Here is a 16,206-nt window from a genome sequence, read left to right as displayed (position 1 = left end):
GGCGCGATTCGCGGCTTGAGGGGGAAGAAGGGTGGAGTTATCGCAAACATCGTGGCTTCTGGCGATCCTGGCGGCACTTGCCGTCGGCATGTCCAAGGGCGGGCTGAGCATGGTCGGCACCATGGCGGTGCCGATGATGGCGCTGACCATGTCGCCGGTGGTGGCGGCGGGGATCATGCTGCCGATCTATGTCGTCTCCGACATCGGCGGGCTGATCGCCTTCCGGCGCAGCTTCGACCGGCGGGTGCTGATGACGCTGCTGCCCGGGGCGATGGCGGGGATCGGGCTGGGCTGGGCAACGGCGCATCTGGTCAATGACGACGTGGTCATGCTGATCGTCGGCCTGATCGGGCTGGCCTTCGCGCTGAACGCGCTGATCCGGCGCGATGCCGGTGTCGCCCGCGCGCCCGACCCGGTGGCGGGGAATTTCTGGGGCGGTGTCGCCGGTTACACCAGTTTCGTCAGCCATTCCGGGGCGCCGCCCTATCAGGTCTATGCCCAGCCCCTGCGGATGAGCAGCACGCTCTATGCCGGCACTACCACTGTCTTTTTCGCCATCGTCAACGCGGTGAAGCTGATCCCCTATGCGGCCCTTGGGCAGTTGAACCCGTCAAACCTGAAGGTCTCGGCCATGTTGATCCTGCCGGCGGTGCTGGGGGGCTGGCTGGGGCTGAAACTGCTGCGAATCATCCCGCAGGACCTGTTCTACAAGCTGATCACCTGGGCGCTGCTTCTGGTCTCGATCCGGCTGATCTGGAGCAGCGTCGCCGCCCTGACCGGCGCATGAGCAGAGATTGCCGCCAGCCCGGAATGATGCCACAAAAGCCGCCGAACCGATCCAGCGCGGAGTAGCCAGATGTTCCTTCTGATCCTCGGTCTTGCCCTGTGGTGGGGCGCCCATCTGTTCAAGCGCCTCGCCCCGCAGGCCCGAAAGAGCATGGGCGATGCCGGCAAAGGCGCCGTCGCTGCGGCGCTGATCCTGTCGGTGGTGCTGATGGTCTGGGGCTATCGGGCCGCGCCGATGGACGATGTCTGGTGGGGGCCTTCGGCAATGATGAAGGGAATCAACAACCTGCTGGTGCTGATCGCCTTCTATCTTTACGCCGCCTCGGGGATGAAGGCCGGTATCACCCGGCACATGCGCCACCCGCAACTGCTGGGCTTCGCGCTCTGGTCTTTTGCGCATCTGCTGGTCAATGGCGACCTGCCTTCGCTGGTGCTGTTCGGCGGGCTGCTGGCCTGGGCCATGACCGAGATCGTCGTCATCAACCGTGCCACGCCCGGCTGGACGCCGCCCGCCCATCCGGTTCCCATCCGAAAGGAGGGGATTGCCGTCCTCGCCACGCTGGTTGTCTATGGCGTCGTGGCGCTGATCCACATCTGGCTCGGCTACAATCCCTTTGGCGCCTGAAGGAGGGCCGGCATGGCGATGATTTACCGTTTCCTGTCCGAGGACGACACCTCGGCATTCTGCCACAAGATCAGCGCGGCACTGGCGAAAGGCTGGCAATTGCATGGCCCTGCCACCATGGCCTTCGATTCGGCGCGCGGCGTGATGCGCTGCGGGCAGGCCGTCACCAAGGAGATCGAGGGCGCGTATCACCCGGACATGAAACTGGGCGAGCAATAGCATCCGCCATGTCGACGCAGACACTGAAGCTGCCGCCCTTTCCGGCGATCTACATGCCACCCGACGAAACCGAGGCCGTTTGCGAGGCTTATCGCAAGGCCCGCGTCATCGGTGAATACGGCTCTGGCGGTTCTACCGCCTTTGCCGCGACCGATTGCAGCGCCCGGTTGCGCAGCGTCGAAGCCGATGCCGTTTGGCTTGAGAAAATGCGCCTCTGGCTCGATGAAAACACCCCGCAATGGCAGGCAAGGCTGACGCTCGTGCATTGCGATATAGGCCCCACGGCGCGTTGGAGCATGCCGAGCGATATGGGGAACTGGCAGAAATTCTGGACCTATCCGCAGGCGCTCTGGACCGACAAGGATTTTGCGCCGGATCTGGTGCTGATTGACGGCCGCTTTCGCATGGGCTGCCTTGCCGCATGTCTGCTGAACTGCCAGGCGCCGATGGTCGTGATGATGGACGATTACCTGGTCCGACCGGAATATCACGCTGTCGAGGAGGTGGTCGGCAGACCCGAACTCATCGGTCGACTGGCAAGATTCGAGCTTCGTCCGGGGGCGTTCGACCGAGATCAGATTCTGAAGATGATCCCGTGGTTCTTCAACGTCATGTAGGCGTAGAAGCTGTGAGAGGTATTTGTGATCACACCTGTTCGATGCGTGATCACAAAGCTAAAAATTCGCCCTGTTTCGTTGAAACTCTGGACAACTAGGCGTGACAGCGGTGTAAAACGCCTTATGAAAGTGCCAACTAGCCAGCCCGCGTGCCAGCTGCCGCCGTGGGCCCGCAATGACCGAAGGGGAATAACATGGCTGATGTGAACCGGGGCAACCGGCCGCTTTCACCTCATCTGCAGGTCTATCGTCTGCCACTGCCGGCGATCACCTCGATCGTGAACCGTGCCGCCGGGCACGCCATGGTTGCAGGCCTGCTGCTGCTCTCCTTCTGGCTGGTCGGCGCCGCTGCCGGCGGCGGCCTCTGGGACTGCGCCGACTGGCTGACCCGCAGCTGGTTCGGCTTCCTCGTCCTGCTCGGCTCCGCCTGGGCGCTCTGGTATCACTTCCTCGCCGGGATCCGTCACTTCTTCTATGACGCAGGCGAAGGGCTGGAAATCGAGACCGCCCGCAAGAGCAGCATCGCCATCGTCGCCGGCTCGGTCGTTCTGACCCTGCTCAGCCTCATCATCTATCTTCTGTAAGGGGAAGCCATGCGTTACGTCACCCCTCGTAAAGCCGCCATCGGAATGGGCGCCTCGCATAGCGGGACCGCGCATCACTGGTGGATGACGGTCAGTTCTGTCGCATTGGCGCTGCTGACGCCGTCCTTCCTGATGGTCATGGGCACCGCCCTGCAATTGCCCGAACGGGCCGAGATCCTGATGTATTTCACCCGGCCCTATCCGGCCATCGTCGTGGCGCTGTTCATGACGCTCGGGATGATGCATTTCATCAAGGGCACGCGGATCATGATCGACGATTATTTCGAACATACCGCCCGCAAGGTCGCAATCATCCTGTCCACCGCTTTTGGCTGGGTGGTCATCGCCATGACACTTTTCGCGTTGGCGCGCGTCCAGCTTGCCTTCGCACAGGCCGTCTGAGGTTCCCATGTCCGAGAATACCGAAAACCAAGCGACCGAAACGGCCGGCACGAAATATCCCTATGAGGTGCATGACTACGACGTGGTCGTGGTCGGTGCCGGCGGCGCGGGCCTGCGCGCCACGCTCGGCATGGCCGAGCAGGGGCTGCGCACCGCCTGCGTGACCAAGGTCTTCCCGACGCGTTCGCATACCGTGGCGGCGCAGGGTGGCATCGCCGCCTCGCTGTCGAACATGGGCCCGGACAGCTGGCAGTGGCACATGTATGACACCGTCAAGGGCTCGGACTGGCTGGGCGATACCGACGCGATGGAATATCTGGCGCGCGAGGCCCCAAAGGCGGTCTATGAGCTGGAACATTACGGCGTGCCGTTCTCGCGCACCGAAGAGGGCAAGATCTATCAGCGCCCCTTCGGCGGCCATACCACCGAATTCGGCGAAGGCCCGCCGGTGCAGCGCACCTGCGCCGCCGCCGACCGCACCGGCCACGCCATCCTGCACACGCTTTACGGCCAGTCGCTGAAGAACAACGCGGAATTCTTCATCGAGTATTTCGCGCTCGACCTGATCATCACCGATGGCAAATGCACCGGCGTCGTCTGCTGGAAGCTCGACGACGGCACCATGCATGTCTTCAACGCCAAGATGGTGGTGCTGGCGACCGGCGGTTACGGTCGCGCCTATTTCAGTGCAACAAGCGCCCATACCTGCACCGGCGACGGTGGCGGCATGGTCGCCCGTGCCGGCCTGCCGCTTCAGGACATGGAATTCGTGCAGTTCCACCCGACCGGCATCTATGGCTCGGGCTGCCTGATTACCGAGGGCGCGCGCGGCGAAGGCGGTTACCTGACCAATTCGGAAGGCGAGCGTTTCATGGAACGCTACGCCCCGACCTACAAGGATCTGGCCTCGCGCGACGTGGTTTCGCGCTGCATGACCATCGAGATCCGCGAAGGCCGTGGCGTCGGTGGCGACAAGGATCATATCTTCCTGAACCTGATGCATCTCGATCCGGCCACCCTGGCCGAGCGTCTGCCGGGCATCTCGGAATCGGCCAAGATCTTCGCCGGCGTCGATGTGACCCGCGAGCCGATCCCGGTCCTGCCGACCGTGCATTACAATATGGGCGGCATTCCCACGAACTATTGGGGCGAGGTTCTGAACCCGACCGAGAAGAACCCCGATGCGGTCTTCCCCGGCCTGATGGCCGTGGGCGAGGCTGGCTGCGCTTCGGTGCATGGTGCCAACCGCCTCGGCTCGAATTCGCTCATCGACCTGGTGGTCTTCGGGCGCGCGGCGGCGATCAAGGCCGGCGAGGTGGTGGATCGCGACAGCGCGGTGCCGGCCACCAACAAGCCGGCGGTCGAGAAGATCCTCGACCGTTTCGACAGCATCCGTTACGCCAATGGCGGCACCCCGACGGCGCAGCTGCGCGGCGAGATGCAGCGCACCATGCAGGCCGACGCGGCGGTGTTCCGCACCGACAAGACGCTGGCGGAAGGCGTTGAGAAGATGAAGGAAATCGCCGCCAAGCTGGACGATCTTCATGTCACCGATCACGGGCTGATCTGGAACACCGACCTGATGGAGACGCTGGAGCTGACCAACCTCATGCCGAATGCGATGGCCACCATCGTCGCGGCCGAGGCGCGCAAGGAATCGCGCGGCGCCCATGCCCATGAGGACTATCCGGATCGCCATGACGAGGAATGGCGCAAGCACAGCCTCGCCTGGGTCGATGGCAATAATGTGACCCTGGCCTATCGGCCGGTGCATCTTGAACCGCTGACGAAAGAAACCGAAGGTGGTATCGATCTGAAGAAGATTGCACCGAAGAAAAGGGTTTACTGATGCGTCTTATTGTTTCCCTCGGCCTCGCTGCCGCGCTTGTTGCCGGCTGTGTGCCCCGTGTGCCGCCCAGCCAGCCGACCTCGCCCATTCCGACCCCGCCGCCGGTGACGCAGCCGACGACGACGGTGCTGGACAATTCAACCCGGGCCGTGGCGCGCGATGTCGTGAACCGCGAGATGGCCAAGCGCCTGCCGGGCCGCAATGTCGCGCCCTATACCGATTGCGTCATCAACAATGCCTCGATGGCAGAGCTTTCGGATATCGCGGCGCGCGGCGTGACCGATACCGGCACGGCGGCGTCCTCGGTGGCGACCATCGTGCAGCGTCCCGATACGACGCAATGCATCGCCAAGGTCGCGGCGACGGCGTGATGCGACCGGCGGCAGTCCTCGCAGCGATGATCGGCCCGGCGGCACTTGCCGGTTGCGCGCCGATGTCGCTGGCGGATGCCGAACGCGTCTGCCTGAGCGATGCCCGCGCGGCGACCGGCCCGGAAGGAATGGTCGGCGTGGGTGTCGGCACCGGCGGGCGCAATGGAACGCATACATTCGGACGGTTCGAGCTTTCGGTCTCGTCCGACTATATCATGGGTCGTGACCCGGCCGAGGTTTACGCGAGCTGTGTGCAGCGCCGATCCGGCCAGTTGCCCTCGCGCCCGCTTTACGACCAGCCCGCCTGGTCGGGAAACCGCTAAGACATGTCGCGACGCAGCCCGGCGCGGCATAACCCGCAATTCGACGCCTTCCAGGTCCGCAGGGCCCAGAAGAAAGGAGCCTGACATGGTCGAGTTTTCGCTTCCCAAGAACAGCCAGATCCGGGTCGGCAAGACCTGGCCGAAGCCGGAAGGCGCGACCAATCTGCGCAAGTTCAAGATCTATCGCTGGGACCCGGATACGGGCGAGAACCCGCGCCTCGACACCTATTTCGTCGATCTCGACAAATGCGGGCCGATGGTTCTGGACGCGCTGATCAAGATCAAGTCCGAGATCGACCCGACGCTGAGCTTCCGCCGTTCCTGCCGGGAAGGGATCTGCGGTTCCTGCGCGATGAATATCGACGGCGGCAACCACCTCGCCTGCATCTACGGCATCGACGAGGTGAGCGGCGACGTGAACATCTATCCGCTGCCGCATATGGCGGTGGTCAAGGACCTGATCCCGGATCTGACGCATTTCTATGCGCAGCACGCCTCGATCAACCCCTATCTGATCACCAAGTCGCCGACCCCCGGCAAGGAGTGGAAGCAGTCCATCGAGGATCGCCGGAAGCTGGACGGGCTCTATGAATGCATCATGTGCGCCTCCTGCTCGACCTCCTGCCCGAGCTACTGGTGGAACGGCGACAAGTATCTTGGCCCGGCGACGCTGCTGGCGGCCTATCGCTGGATCATCGACAGCCGCGACGAGGCCACGCCCGAGCGGCTGGACCAGCTTGAAGACCCGTTCAAGCTTTATCGCTGCCACACGATCATGAACTGCACCAATACCTGCCCGAAGGGGCTGAACCCGGCGAAGGCCATCGCCGAGATCAAGCATATGCTGGTCGATCGCATCGTCTGAGCCGATCTGTCACAGGGCTTGCGCCGCGTTGCAGCTTGATTTTGCTGCGACGCGGCGTTATCTTTGGGTCGGGAGGAACCACGTTACCGAGGTTCGACCAATGACCAACTCCAAACCGACTCCGATCCGCAAACCTGACCCCAAGACGGCGCTTGCCGTGCTGGAGCAGATGTTTGCCTATTATACCTATGAGCCGATGCCGCAGATGCTGGCCGACGCTGCCTGAAACCAGATGCGCCGTCGGGACGGATTCGCGGCGGCGCATCTTTGAAATCTGGTTGTTCGGTGCAATGGTGACTGTATCAGCTCCGTCAGTCAGCGGCCTGATCCTCATCAGCCAGTGATCTGGCCAGATACCTTTCGAAATCGTCCAGATCGACCGGATCGAACTGCCCGAAGCCCTGCATCCAGATCGAGGCGTGGCGCAACCCCTCGGGGTCGATCTGGCACCAGGTGATACGGCCGCGGCGTTCCTGCCGGATCAGCCCGGCGCCCGCCAGCACGACGAGGTGTTTTGACACCGCCGCCAGGCTGACCTCGAAGGGGGCGGCCACGTCGCTGACGGCCATGTCGTCCTCCAGCAGCATCGCCAGGATTCGCCGCCGCGTCGGGTCGGCGAGGGCGGAGAAGATCTGATCGAGGCGCTGTTCGGGATCGCTCATCGGGGAAATCGGGGCCTTGATAGTCAACCATGCGGTTGAATTATGCGGCAAGGGTGGGGGCGGTGCAACCGGGCCCGGCCGTGGCGGGATGCAAATCTGATCCAATGATTTCAACATGTTATAGACTTCCCTGTTCTGCTTGACTCGGACGGCCCCGGCCCCTATCACCGCCCCGAGATAACAGGGGTGTGAATCTTGCCCGATCGCGACCACGGTTCGCCCGATCCGGAACGGCTGAGGCGGCTGGAAGAGCGGTTGGCGCAGGTTAAGACCCCGAAGGCGCCCTCGAATGCGAGGATCACGATGCGCCATGCCGACACGGCCTGGCGAATGGTGATCGAGCTGGTTTCGGGACTCGGGATCGGGTTCGCAATCGGCTTCGGACTGGACAGTGTTTTCGGCACCATGCCGATCTTTCTGGTCCTGTTCCTGCTTCTGGGGCTGGCGGCCGGCATCAAGGTGATGCTGCGCACCGCCGAGGAATTGCAGCGCAAGGCTGCCGAAGACGGGCAGGGCGACCTGCCGCAAGCGAGGGATGACACACGTGGCGACTGAAACCGGCCTTGCCTTCCACCCGATGGATCAGTTCATGGTCAAGCCGCTTTTCGGCGATGGCCCGATTCACTGGTACACCCCGACCAATGCGACGCTGTGGTTCGCGCTGACGCTGATCGCGGTCATCGCGCTTCTGGTCTTCGGCACCCGTGGCCGCGCCGTGATCCCGAGCCGGGTCCAGTCCATCGCCGAGATGACTTACGGCATGGTCTACAAGATGCTGGAAGACATCTGCGGCAAGGACGGGCTGCGGTATTTCCCCTATGTGATGACGCTGTTCTGCTTCATCGTCTTCTCGAACTATCTGGGCCTGCTGCCGAAAAGCTTCTCGACCACCTCGCATATCGCGGTGACGGCGGTGCTGGCGCTGTTCGTCTTCATCGGCGTGACCGTGCTGGGCTTCGTCAAGAACGGCACCCATTTCCTGGGCCTGTTCTGGGTCACCTCGGCGCCCCTGGCGCTGCGCCCGGTGCTGGCGCTGATCGAGGTGATTTCCTATTTCGTGCGCCCGGTCAGCCATTCCATCCGACTTGCCGGCAACGTCATGGCCGGTCACGCCGTGATCAAGGTCTTCGCCGCCTTCGCCGCCGTGATCTGGATCGCGCCGCTGGCCATCCTCGGCATCGTCGGTGTCTACGGGCTGGAGATCCTCGTTGCGATCATCCAGGCCTATGTCTTCACCATCCTGACCTGCGTCTATCTGAAGGACGCGCTACATCCGTCGCACTGACGGCTCGGGTCAAGGTTCATCAATCGTCAATTCCATAAGCCTCAAGGAGCAAGAAACATGGAACAAATGGGTCAGTATCTGGGCGCCGGTCTCGCATGCATCGGTATGGCGGGCGCCGCCATCGGTGTGGGCAATGTTGCCGGTAACTACCTGTCGGGCGCCCTGCGCAACCCGTCGGCTGCCGCTTCGCAGACCGCCACGCTGTTCATCGGCATGGCCTTCGCGGAAGCGCTCGGCATCTTCTCGTTCCTGGTTGCGCTGCTGCTGCTGTTCGCAGTCTGATCCCCTGCCATCCTTGCGGTTGGGTGGGGCGGAAAGGCCCCACCCGATTGTAACTTGAACGGCCAGAGGTAGGACATGTTCAGCCTATTGCAAGAGGCGGCCGTCACGGTCGTCGAAATCGAAACCGAGACGGTGGTGGTCGGCGAGAATGCCGCCCATGGTGCCGAGGCCGCTGCCGGCCATGGCGCTGAAGCCGCAGGTCATGCCGCCGAGGCTGCCCAGCATGCGGTCGGTATGCCGCAGCTGGATACCCAGTATTTCGGCAACCTGATCTTCTGGCTGCTGGTGACGCTGGCGCTGCTCTACTGGGTGCTGTCGAAAATCGCGCTGCCCCGGATCGCCGGGGTCATCTCGGACCGGCAGGGTGTCATCACCGGCGACCTGATGCAGGCCGAGGAATACAAGAAGAAGGCCAAGGAGGCCGAGGCCGCTTACGGTCAGGCGCTGTCGGATGCCCGGGCCGAAGCCAACAAGATCATCGCTGCCCAGAAGGCCGATATCCAGAAGGATCTGGATGCCGCCATCGCCAAGGCCGATGCCGAAATTTCCGCCCGTTCGGTGGAATCCGAAAGGCGCATCGGTGCGATCCGCGACAGCGCCACCGCCGATGCCCGCAGCGTCGCCCGCGAGGTTACGGCCGAACTGGTGCGCACCTTCGGGGGCAAAGCCGATGACAGCGCAATCGACGCCGCCGTCGATGCCCGTCTGAAAGGGGCCGTGTGATGAAGAAGCTCGCTGTTTTCCTGTCGCTGTCGGCGACCCCGGCGCTTGCCGCCTCGGGTCCGTTCTTCAGCCTGCACAATACCGACTTCATCGTCACCATCGCCTTCCTGATCTTCGTCGGCATCCTGGTCTATTTCAAGGTGCCGCAGATCATCGGCGGCCTGCTGGACAAGCGGGCCGAGGGTATCCGTGCCGACCTTGAGGAGGCCAAGCGCCTGCGCGAGGAAGCGCAGGAGGTCTATGCCACCTATGAGCGCCGTCAGCGCGAGGTGAAGACCCAGGCCGACGAGATCGTCGCCAATGCCAAGCGCGAGGCGATCGCCCAGGCCGACAAGGCCAAGGCCGATCTGGAAACCTCGATTCAGCGCCGCCTGAAAGCGGCCGAGGATCAGATCGCTTCGGCCGAAAGCGATGCCATCCGTGCGGTGCGCAACAGCGCCGTGCAGACCGCCGTTGCCGCCGCCGGCGAGGTCCTGCGTCAGCAGGGTGCCGCGGCGGACCGCAGTGCCGGCATCGACGATGCCATCGCAGAAGTGGCTGCGCGCCTGCACTGACAATATCCCGAGGGACAGGGAGCATGAAGGCCCGGCCGTCGCGAGACGCCGGGCCTTTTCCTTTGCTTTGCCCTTGCGCTCAGGCCGCAGCGACCTCGGTCATGTCGGACACGCCGGGGCGGCTGGTGATGAAGCCCGGCCCGAGCAGCATCGAGGGCGTGGCATAGCCCGAATGCCCCTGCTGACGCAGCGACCAGAGCGCGATCTCCAGCGAGGTATCGACGGTTAGGCTGTAGACGTTCGGGGCCGAGAAATGCAGCGCCACCCGTTTGCCATCGGGGGCTATGGCCTCGCCCCAGAACTCGGTGCGCTGATTGGCGCGGGCCTGTTCATCTGGGCCGCCGGCGAAGGATTTCTTGACCATCCGCTCCAGCCGGTTGCGGATCGCGGGTTTCGCGGCCAGGCGGCGGAAGGGCGAGGTGACGCGCATTGCCAGCGCCAGCGACAGGGGCACTGCCGCATAGACCATGCCATTCGGCACCCCGGTCGAGATGCCAGAGGTATAGACATCGCCCCAGGGTAGGGTCATCGACCATTGCGCGCCTTCCGGGAAGGGCAGGCGGCGGATGCGATAGCCGTTGCCGACCGGCACCAGCTTGTGATCGCGCCGGATCATGCCGCCCTCCTGCAGGGCGCCGATGGCGGTGGTGGCGGTGCCGACGCTCGGCTTGGTGCCGAAGGAGAAGCCGAGATTGATGGTCTCGGCCTCGGGCAGGCGTTCCTTCAGCGCGGCGGCAAGGCAATCGGTCGGGACGATATCGAAGCCCGCACCGGGACACAGGATCACCCCCGCCGCCTGTGCATCGGTGCTGCGCTTGCTGCAATATTCGAAGATCGGCATTTCGCCGGTGATGTCGACATAATGCACCCCGGCCTCGATGCAGGCGTCGATCAAGGGCGGTGCGGTGCGGGCGAAGGGGCCGGCGCAGTTCAGCAGCACGCCGACGCCCGCCATATGGTTTGCTGCATCGGCCACATCGAAGGCGCGCCAACCCAGCCCCAGTTCCACGGCCAGCGGTTTCACCTTGCTTTCGCTGCGTCCGGCGAGGATCGGGCGCTCTCCACGCTCGACCGCCTCGCGCGCGGTCAATTCGCCCGTATAGCCATAAGCGCCATAGATCATCATCTCGGTCATGTCGGCCTCCGTCCCAATGCTGTCGTGAAATCGTATCTCTTTCTGATGAACGAGACATGGGCGCGGCCTGGCTGTGTCGCAATGCCGCTGCGGGCCCCGAACCGGGGGAAGGCCGGATATGGGGGGATTCCGTTACGTCATCCGGCATCGCGCAGCAAAAAGGCCGGGCGCCTGGCCCGGCCTTTCGGTTCGTTCTGCCTTGGCGATCAGTTGGTCGGGCGGATCAGGATCTCGACGCGGCGGTTCTGGGCGCGGCCGCCTTCGCTGTCGTTCGAGGCGACCGGCTGGCTTTCGCCGCGACCGACCATGACCAGCCGCGAGGACGAGACGCCGGCGGCGGTCAGGATGCCGCCGACCGATTGCGCGCGGCGCTGCGACAGGTCCATGTTATGCGCATCCGACGCGGTCGAGTCGGTATGGCCATAGATCTCGACCCGGCTGTTCGGATACTGGTTCAGGCTCTGCGCCAGACCGTAAAGGTCGTTCTGCGCCTGACCCGAGATCGCGGCGCTGTCCGAGGCGAAGAGCAGGCCCGAGGGCATGATGACCTGCAGGTAATCGCCGTGATTGATGATCTGCACGCCGGGCGAGGTCATGACCTGGCGCAGCTGCTTTTCCTGGGCCTCGATGATATTGCCGACGACGGCGCCGGCGGCGGCACCAAGCACGGCCCCCTTCAGGAAGTCCTTGCCCTGATTGTTCTTGTCGCTGTCGCGCGTGGCGCCATAAAGGCCGCCGGCCGCGGCACCGATCAGCGCGCCCTGCTGGGTCTGGCTGAGGGTGGTGCCCGTCGAGCCATCGGGGTTGGTCGCGCAGGCGCCAAGCGCCATGACGCTCGCTGCGCCGAGAAGAAGCGAAACACGCATGTTCATTCCGTAGCCTTTCCGTATCGTTATATCGAGGTGCCGTCCCGGCATACCTTGCGCTGTAAACGCCGGCATCATTCCACAGGTTCCGGCACTTGCCTAGCGGGATGGGCAGTAATCGGCTGGAATCGGGTCACATCTTCCTGAAAAGCCGGGGCCGTCCTGCGCAACTGGGCGCGATCTTGGCTTGAACTGCCCGGACGGGCCGGGCAAGAGGCGCATATGGCCCGTCTACCCGCCCCCTTGCCCTATGCCGATCAGGTCGCGATCTTCTCGCGCCTGCGCGATGCCGATCCGGCGCCGGTCACCGAATTGCATCACCAGAATGCCTATCAGCTTCTGGTCGCGGTGGCGCTGTCGGCGCAGGCCACCGATGCTGGGGTCAACCGGGCGACCGAGGCGCTGTTTGCCGCCGTCACGACGCCGCAGCAGATGCTGGATCTGGGCGAGGACGCGCTTCTCGATCACGTCAAGACCATCGGCCTGTTCCGGCAGAAGGCGAAGAACGTGATGAAGCTGTCGCGCATTCTGGTCGAGGATTATGCCGGCGAGGTGCCCTCCAGCCGGGCGGCGCTGATGTCGCTGCCGGGGGTGGGGCGCAAGACCGCGAATGTGGTGCTGAACTCGGTCTTCGGGGTGCCGGCGCAGGCGGTCGATACGCATATCTTCCGCGTCGGCAACCGCACCCGCATCGCGCCGGGCCGCGACGTGGACGAGGTCGAGCGCGCCATCGAGGACAATATTCCCGCGCCGTTCCAGCAGAACGCCCATCACTGGCTGATCCTGCATGGACGCTATGTCTGTCAGGCCCGGCGGCCGCGCTGCCGGATCTGCCCCATCAACGATCTCTGCCCCAATGAGGAGAAGACCGAATGACCGCTTTCGAGGTGATCGGCATCGGCAATGCCATTATCGACGTGATCGCATCCATCGAGGATGACGACCTGCAATCGCTGGAGGTCGAGAAGGGCATCATGCAGCTTGTCGAGCGCGAACGCTCGGAATTCCTGCTGGCCCAGCAGGCGCGGCGCGGCAAGGCGCGGCTGGTGCCGGGCGGCTCGGTCGCCAATACGCTGGCCGGGATCGGCCGGCTGGGGCTGAAGACCGCCTTCATCGGGCGCGTCGCCGATGACGAATTGGGTCAGGCCTATGCCCGCGACACCGAGGCCGAGGGGACGAGCTTCGTCAATGCCCCGGTCGCTGGCGGCAAGCTGCCGACCTCGCGCTCGATCATCTTCGTGACCCCGGATGGCGAACGCTCGATGAACACCTATCTCGGCATTTCGGCCAATCTCGGCCCCGACGATGTCGACGAGGCCGTGTTTGCGGGCAACAAGTGGCTGTTCCTTGAAGGCTATCTGTTCGACAAGCCGGCCGGGAAAGCGGCTTTCCTCGCGGCGGCCAATGCCTGTCACCGGGCTGGCGGGCAGGCCGGTATCGCGCTCTCCGATCCTTTCTGCGTCGACCGGCATCGCGACGATTTCCGCAAGCTGGTCTCGCAGTCGATGGATTACGTCATCGGCAATGTCCACGAATGGGAATCGCTCTACCAGACCAATATCGACGAGGCGCTGCGGCTGGCGACGACGGATTGCGACACGGTGATCTGCACCCGTTCGGGCGATCCGGCGCTGCTGTTCCGGCGCGGCAAGCGGGTCGAGGTGCCGGTCCATCGCGTGACCCCGGTCGATGCGACCGGCGCGGGCGACCAGTTCGCCGCCGGGCTGATCTTCGGCCTGGCCTCGGGCTGCGACCTGGAAACTGCCGGGCGCATGGCGGTGATGGCCGCCTCCGAGGTGATCAGCCATGTCGGCGCCCGGCCCGAGCGCGACCTGCTGGAGGATTTCCAGAAGGCCGGGCTGATCTAGCCCTCCTTGGGGGGCGAAGCCTTGGCGCCGCGTCCGAAATCGGGCGCGGCGGTATCCTGACCGGCCTCGATGATGCCGCGGCGGATGGCGCGGGTGCGGGTGAAATATTCGTGCAGCTGCTCGCCATCGCCCATGCGGATTGCGCGTTGCAGCATGAACAGCTCCTCGGTGAAGCGGCCGAGGATGTCCAGCACCGCCTCCTTGTTGGTCAGGAACACGTCGCGCCACATGGTCGGATCCGAGGCCGCGATCCGGGTAAAATCCCTGAAACCGGCGGCGGAATACTTGATTACCTCGGATTCCGTCACCCGCTTCAGGTGATCGGCCACGCCCACCATCGTATAGGCGATCAGGTGCGGTGTGTGGCTGGTCACGGCCAGAACGAGGTCGTGATGCGCGGGCTCCATATCCTCGACATTGGCGCCGAGCGCGCGAATGAAGCGGCGCAGGCGCGAGACCTCGGACGGGTCGGTGTCGGGCAGGGGGGTCAGCAGCCACCAGCGGTTCTCGAACAGTTCGGCAAAGCCGGAATAGGGGCCGGAATGCTCGGTCCCGGCCAGCGGGTGACCGGGGATGAAATGGACATGCGGCGGCAGATGCGGCGAGACTTGGGCGATCACCTCCTGCTTGACAGAGCCCACATCGGTCACCACCGCGCCGGGTTTCAGATGCGGCTTGATCTCGGACATGACCTTGCCCATGGCACCCACCGGCACGCAGAGGATGACCAGATCGGCATTGCGCACGGCGGCGGCGGCGTTGTCGGTCACTTCGTCGACCAGTTTCAGGTCGCGGGCGGCGGCGCGGGTCTTGGCGCTGCGGGCGGTGCCGCTGATCTTGTCCACGACCCCGGCCTGACGCGCGGCCAGCGAGATGGAGCCGGCGATCAGCCCCAGCCCGATCAGGGCGACCTTCTGGTAGATGGCGCTCATGCCGCCCCCCTTTCGGCCATGAAACGGCCAATGACATGGGCGACGCGCCGGCAGGACGGCTCGTCGCCTACGGTGATACGCAGGCAGTTCGGCAGCCCATAGCCGGCAACCCGTCGCACGATCAGCCCATCCTGTTTCAGCGCCTCGTCGCAGGCATTCGCCGTCGCCTCGTCGGCGAAGCGGGCCAGAACGAAATTGGCATGGCTCTCGTCGCAGCCGACGCCGATATCGGTCAGCGCCTGTTGCAGCCAGGCGCGCCACTTGGCGTTATCGGCGCGACAGCGGGCGACATGGGACTGGTCGCGCATCGCGGCTTCGGCCGCCGCAAGCTGGATCACCGACAGGTTGAAGGGCTGGCGCACGCGGTTCATGACGTCGATCAGCGGACGTGGGGCGTAACCCCAGCCGATCCTCAGCCCGCCCAGCCCGTAGATCTTGGAAAACGTGCGGGTGGAGAGCACGTTCGTGAAGGCATCGGCCAGTTCGAAATCCAGTCGGAAATCATCGCCCGCGAATTCCGTATAGGCGCCGTCATGGATGAGCAGGATATTGGCGGGCAGGGCTTCGGCCAGCCGGCGCAGATCGGCCTCGGGCAGCATGGTGCCCGTGGGGTTGCCGGGGTTGGTCAGGAAAACGAGCCGGGTCTTCTCGGTCACCGCATCAAGAGTTGCATCGACATTCACCCGCCGCGCGTCCTCGGCCACGGTGATCGGGGTCGCACCGGCGGCGCGGGTCAGGATCGGATACATGGAGAAACCATGCTCGGTCATGATGACCTCGTCCCCCGGTCCGGCAAAGCACTGGGCAGCGAATTGCAGCACCTCGTCAGAGCCAACGCCGCAGATGATCCGGTCGGGATCGAGGCCGTGGACCTCGCCAATCGCAGCCCGCAGCCCGGCGTGATCGGTATTCGGATAGCGGTGCATCTGATGCGCAGCACGGGTTACCGCCTCGCGCGCCTTGTCCGAGGGGCCGTAGGGGTTTTCGTTCGCGGACAGCTTGACCACCTGATCGCGCCCTTCGACCTTTGCCGCACCACTGACGTAAAGCGCGATCTCCATGATGCCGGGTTGCGGCTGGATACTGGACTGATCGGACATGGCTGTCTCCTTCTGGCCTGCGATACTTAGCCGGGGTCAGGGGGCTTGGAAAGCGCGCTTGTCGGCTTTTGCGCCGGCGTGGCAGTGCCGCGTCACCCTGTCGCCGCGCTGCCCGGTCAGAAGGGCCAATTCAACATTGCGTCGCCGGTCCGGCGCGC

The 16,206-nt window shown here is 64.3% G+C and carries 23 protein-coding genes; 18 read left to right on the top strand and 5 right to left on the bottom strand.

Annotated elements, in window-relative coordinates; translation table 11 throughout:
* The first annotated feature begins 31 nt into the window (after positions 1–31).
* The 11 genes from Q0330_RS09335 (at position 32) to Q0330_RS09285 (ending at position 6,867) form a co-directional block, all read left to right on the top strand.
* Positions 32–787 (top strand): sulfite exporter TauE/SafE family protein, encoded by a 756-nt coding sequence (locus Q0330_RS09335; protein ID WP_299477776.1) that lies wholly within the window; start codon positions 32–34, stop codon positions 785–787.
* A 69-nt stretch (positions 788–856) separates the two neighbouring features.
* Positions 857–1,411: an NnrU family protein gene (locus Q0330_RS09330; RefSeq protein ID WP_299477773.1), complete on the top strand. Its 555-nt coding sequence runs from the start codon at positions 857–859 to the stop codon at positions 1,409–1,411.
* A gap of 12 nt (positions 1,412–1,423) precedes the next feature.
* Complete coding sequence (locus Q0330_RS09325) at positions 1,424–1,630, top strand: DUF1737 domain-containing protein (RefSeq protein ID WP_299477770.1); 207 nt, start codon at positions 1,424–1,426, stop codon at positions 1,628–1,630.
* A gap of 8 nt (positions 1,631–1,638) precedes the next feature.
* On the top strand, positions 1,639–2,247 hold the full coding sequence (locus Q0330_RS09320) for a hypothetical protein (protein WP_299477767.1): 609 nt from the start codon (positions 1,639–1,641) through the stop codon (positions 2,245–2,247).
* A 194-nt stretch (positions 2,248–2,441) separates the two neighbouring features.
* Entirely contained in the window at positions 2,442–2,831 is a 390-nt protein-coding gene (gene sdhC / locus Q0330_RS09315; RefSeq protein WP_299477765.1) for a succinate dehydrogenase, cytochrome b556 subunit, read from the top strand.
* A gap of 9 nt (positions 2,832–2,840) precedes the next feature.
* The gene (locus tag Q0330_RS09310; protein WP_299477763.1) at positions 2,841–3,233 is read left to right on the top strand and encodes a succinate dehydrogenase; all 393 of its coding nucleotides are present in this window, start codon (positions 2,841–2,843) and stop codon (positions 3,231–3,233) included.
* A 7-nt stretch (positions 3,234–3,240) separates the two neighbouring features.
* Positions 3,241–5,082 (top strand): succinate dehydrogenase flavoprotein subunit, encoded by a 1,842-nt coding sequence (gene sdhA / locus Q0330_RS09305; protein ID WP_299477761.1) that lies wholly within the window; start codon positions 3,241–3,243, stop codon positions 5,080–5,082.
* Positions 5,082–5,453, top strand: a complete 372-nt coding sequence (locus Q0330_RS09300; protein ID WP_299477759.1) for a hypothetical protein — start codon at positions 5,082–5,084, stop codon at positions 5,451–5,453. Before sdhA ends, Q0330_RS09300 begins: the two co-directional genes overlap by 1 nt.
* A complete protein-coding gene (locus Q0330_RS09295) occupies positions 5,453–5,776 on the top strand; it encodes a hypothetical protein (RefSeq protein ID WP_299477757.1) in 324 nt (107 codons plus the stop codon). The genes Q0330_RS09300 and Q0330_RS09295 overlap by 1 nt, the downstream gene beginning before the upstream one ends.
* Positions 5,777–5,861: 85 nt before the next feature.
* Positions 5,862–6,641, top strand: coding sequence for a succinate dehydrogenase iron-sulfur subunit (locus Q0330_RS09290; RefSeq protein ID WP_299477755.1), 780 nt, complete (start codon positions 5,862–5,864; stop codon positions 6,639–6,641).
* A gap of 100 nt (positions 6,642–6,741) precedes the next feature.
* Positions 6,742–6,867, top strand: a complete 126-nt coding sequence (locus tag Q0330_RS09285) for a hypothetical protein (RefSeq protein WP_299477753.1) — start codon at positions 6,742–6,744, stop codon at positions 6,865–6,867.
* A gap of 85 nt (positions 6,868–6,952) precedes the next feature.
* Here Q0330_RS09285 and Q0330_RS09280 read toward each other — a convergent pair whose 3' ends face one another.
* Positions 6,953–7,303 carry a metalloregulator ArsR/SmtB family transcription factor gene (locus Q0330_RS09280; protein WP_299477750.1) on the bottom strand — a complete coding sequence of 117 codons (351 nt, stop codon included), beginning with the start codon at positions 7,301–7,303 and terminating at the stop codon, positions 6,953–6,955.
* 195 nt (positions 7,304–7,498) lie between these two features.
* Between Q0330_RS09280 and Q0330_RS09275 the strand changes: the two genes are divergently transcribed.
* From Q0330_RS09275 to Q0330_RS09255, 5 genes are all read left to right on the top strand, one after another.
* Positions 7,499–7,858 (top strand): AtpZ/AtpI family protein, encoded by a 360-nt coding sequence (locus tag Q0330_RS09275; protein ID WP_299477747.1) that lies wholly within the window; start codon positions 7,499–7,501, stop codon positions 7,856–7,858.
* A complete protein-coding gene (locus Q0330_RS09270; protein ID WP_299477745.1) occupies positions 7,848–8,588 on the top strand; it encodes a F0F1 ATP synthase subunit A in 741 nt (246 codons plus the stop codon). The genes Q0330_RS09275 and Q0330_RS09270 overlap by 11 nt, the downstream gene beginning before the upstream one ends.
* A 57-nt stretch (positions 8,589–8,645) precedes the next feature.
* Positions 8,646–8,870 (top strand): F0F1 ATP synthase subunit C, encoded by a 225-nt coding sequence (locus Q0330_RS09265; protein ID WP_101498791.1) that lies wholly within the window; start codon positions 8,646–8,648, stop codon positions 8,868–8,870.
* 75 nt (positions 8,871–8,945) lie between these two features.
* Positions 8,946–9,593, top strand: a complete 648-nt coding sequence (locus Q0330_RS09260; RefSeq protein ID WP_299477740.1) for a F0F1 ATP synthase subunit B' — start codon at positions 8,946–8,948, stop codon at positions 9,591–9,593.
* Positions 9,593–10,147: a F0F1 ATP synthase subunit B gene (locus Q0330_RS09255; RefSeq protein ID WP_299477737.1), complete on the top strand. Its 555-nt coding sequence runs from the start codon at positions 9,593–9,595 to the stop codon at positions 10,145–10,147. Before Q0330_RS09260 ends, Q0330_RS09255 begins: the two co-directional genes overlap by 1 nt.
* 79 nt (positions 10,148–10,226) lie before the next feature.
* On the opposite strand, the gene Q0330_RS09250 is transcribed toward Q0330_RS09255, so the two are convergent.
* Together Q0330_RS09250 and Q0330_RS09245 are read right to left on the bottom strand one after the other, a co-directional pair.
* A complete protein-coding gene (locus Q0330_RS09250; protein ID WP_299477734.1) occupies positions 10,227–11,282 on the bottom strand; it encodes a saccharopine dehydrogenase NADP-binding domain-containing protein in 1,056 nt (351 codons plus the stop codon).
* Positions 11,283–11,488: 206 nt separating this feature from the next.
* Positions 11,489–12,148 carry an OmpA family protein gene (locus tag Q0330_RS09245; RefSeq protein ID WP_299477731.1) on the bottom strand — a complete coding sequence of 220 codons (660 nt, stop codon included), beginning with the start codon at positions 12,146–12,148 and terminating at the stop codon, positions 11,489–11,491.
* A 222-nt stretch (positions 12,149–12,370) separates the two neighbouring features.
* Between Q0330_RS09245 and nth the strand changes: the two genes are divergently transcribed.
* Together nth and Q0330_RS09235 are read left to right on the top strand one after the other, a co-directional pair.
* Complete coding sequence (gene nth / locus Q0330_RS09240; protein ID WP_299477728.1) at positions 12,371–13,024, top strand: endonuclease III; 654 nt, start codon at positions 12,371–12,373, stop codon at positions 13,022–13,024.
* Complete coding sequence (locus Q0330_RS09235; protein WP_299477725.1) at positions 13,021–14,016, top strand: adenosine kinase; 996 nt, start codon at positions 13,021–13,023, stop codon at positions 14,014–14,016. The genes nth and Q0330_RS09235 overlap by 4 nt, the downstream gene beginning before the upstream one ends.
* Here the strand turns inward: Q0330_RS09235 and Q0330_RS09230 are convergent.
* Positions 14,013–14,948, bottom strand: a complete 936-nt coding sequence (locus tag Q0330_RS09230) for a prephenate/arogenate dehydrogenase family protein (RefSeq protein ID WP_299477722.1) — start codon at positions 14,946–14,948, stop codon at positions 14,013–14,015. The genes Q0330_RS09235 and Q0330_RS09230 overlap by 4 nt on opposite strands.
* Complete coding sequence (gene hisC, locus Q0330_RS09225; protein ID WP_299477719.1) at positions 14,945–16,048, bottom strand: histidinol-phosphate transaminase; 1,104 nt, start codon at positions 16,046–16,048, stop codon at positions 14,945–14,947. The genes Q0330_RS09230 and hisC overlap by 4 nt, the downstream gene beginning before the upstream one ends.
* Positions 16,049–16,206 lie beyond the last annotated feature (158 nt).

The organism is uncultured Paracoccus sp., assembly GCF_937873615.1.
Taxonomy (GTDB): Bacteria; Pseudomonadota; Alphaproteobacteria; order Rhodobacterales; family Rhodobacteraceae; genus Paracoccus.
This window is presented reverse-complemented; position numbering and strand designations above follow the sequence as displayed.

Excerpts from the sequence above, each read along its gene's own strand:
- Q0330_RS09330 (WP_299477773.1), top strand. The coding sequence starts at position 857 with ATGTTCCTTCTGATCCTCGGTCTTGCCCTGTGGTGGGGCGCCCATCTG.
- Q0330_RS09325 (WP_299477770.1), top strand. The coding sequence starts at position 1,424 with ATGGCGATGATTTACCGTTTCCTGTCCGAGGACGACACCTCGGCATTC.
- Q0330_RS09320 (WP_299477767.1), top strand. The coding sequence starts at position 1,639 with ATGTCGACGCAGACACTGAAGCTGCCGCCCTTTCCGGCGATCTACATG.
- sdhC (WP_299477765.1), top strand. The coding sequence starts at position 2,442 with ATGGCTGATGTGAACCGGGGCAACCGGCCGCTTTCACCTCATCTGCAG.
- Q0330_RS09310 (WP_299477763.1), top strand. The coding sequence starts at position 2,841 with ATGCGTTACGTCACCCCTCGTAAAGCCGCCATCGGAATGGGCGCCTCG.
- sdhA (WP_299477761.1), top strand. The coding sequence starts at position 3,241 with ATGTCCGAGAATACCGAAAACCAAGCGACCGAAACGGCCGGCACGAAA.
- Q0330_RS09300 (WP_299477759.1), top strand. The coding sequence starts at position 5,082 with ATGCGTCTTATTGTTTCCCTCGGCCTCGCTGCCGCGCTTGTTGCCGGC.
- Q0330_RS09295 (WP_299477757.1), top strand. The coding sequence starts at position 5,453 with ATGCGACCGGCGGCAGTCCTCGCAGCGATGATCGGCCCGGCGGCACTT.
- Q0330_RS09290 (WP_299477755.1), top strand. The coding sequence starts at position 5,862 with ATGGTCGAGTTTTCGCTTCCCAAGAACAGCCAGATCCGGGTCGGCAAG.
- Q0330_RS09285 (WP_299477753.1), top strand. The coding sequence starts at position 6,742 with ATGACCAACTCCAAACCGACTCCGATCCGCAAACCTGACCCCAAGACG.
- Q0330_RS09280 (WP_299477750.1), bottom strand. The coding sequence starts at position 7,303 with ATGAGCGATCCCGAACAGCGCCTCGATCAGATCTTCTCCGCCCTCGCC.
- Q0330_RS09265 (WP_101498791.1), top strand. The coding sequence starts at position 8,646 with ATGGAACAAATGGGTCAGTATCTGGGCGCCGGTCTCGCATGCATCGGT.
- Q0330_RS09260 (WP_299477740.1), top strand. The coding sequence starts at position 8,946 with ATGTTCAGCCTATTGCAAGAGGCGGCCGTCACGGTCGTCGAAATCGAA.
- Q0330_RS09255 (WP_299477737.1), top strand. The coding sequence starts at position 9,593 with ATGAAGAAGCTCGCTGTTTTCCTGTCGCTGTCGGCGACCCCGGCGCTT.
- Q0330_RS09250 (WP_299477734.1), bottom strand. The coding sequence starts at position 11,282 with ATGACCGAGATGATGATCTATGGCGCTTATGGCTATACGGGCGAATTG.
- Q0330_RS09245 (WP_299477731.1), bottom strand. The coding sequence starts at position 12,148 with ATGCGTGTTTCGCTTCTTCTCGGCGCAGCGAGCGTCATGGCGCTTGGC.
- nth (WP_299477728.1), top strand. The coding sequence starts at position 12,371 with ATGGCCCGTCTACCCGCCCCCTTGCCCTATGCCGATCAGGTCGCGATC.
- Q0330_RS09235 (WP_299477725.1), top strand. The coding sequence starts at position 13,021 with ATGACCGCTTTCGAGGTGATCGGCATCGGCAATGCCATTATCGACGTG.
- Q0330_RS09230 (WP_299477722.1), bottom strand. The coding sequence starts at position 14,948 with ATGAGCGCCATCTACCAGAAGGTCGCCCTGATCGGGCTGGGGCTGATC.
- hisC (WP_299477719.1), bottom strand. The coding sequence starts at position 16,048 with ATGTCCGATCAGTCCAGTATCCAGCCGCAACCCGGCATCATGGAGATC.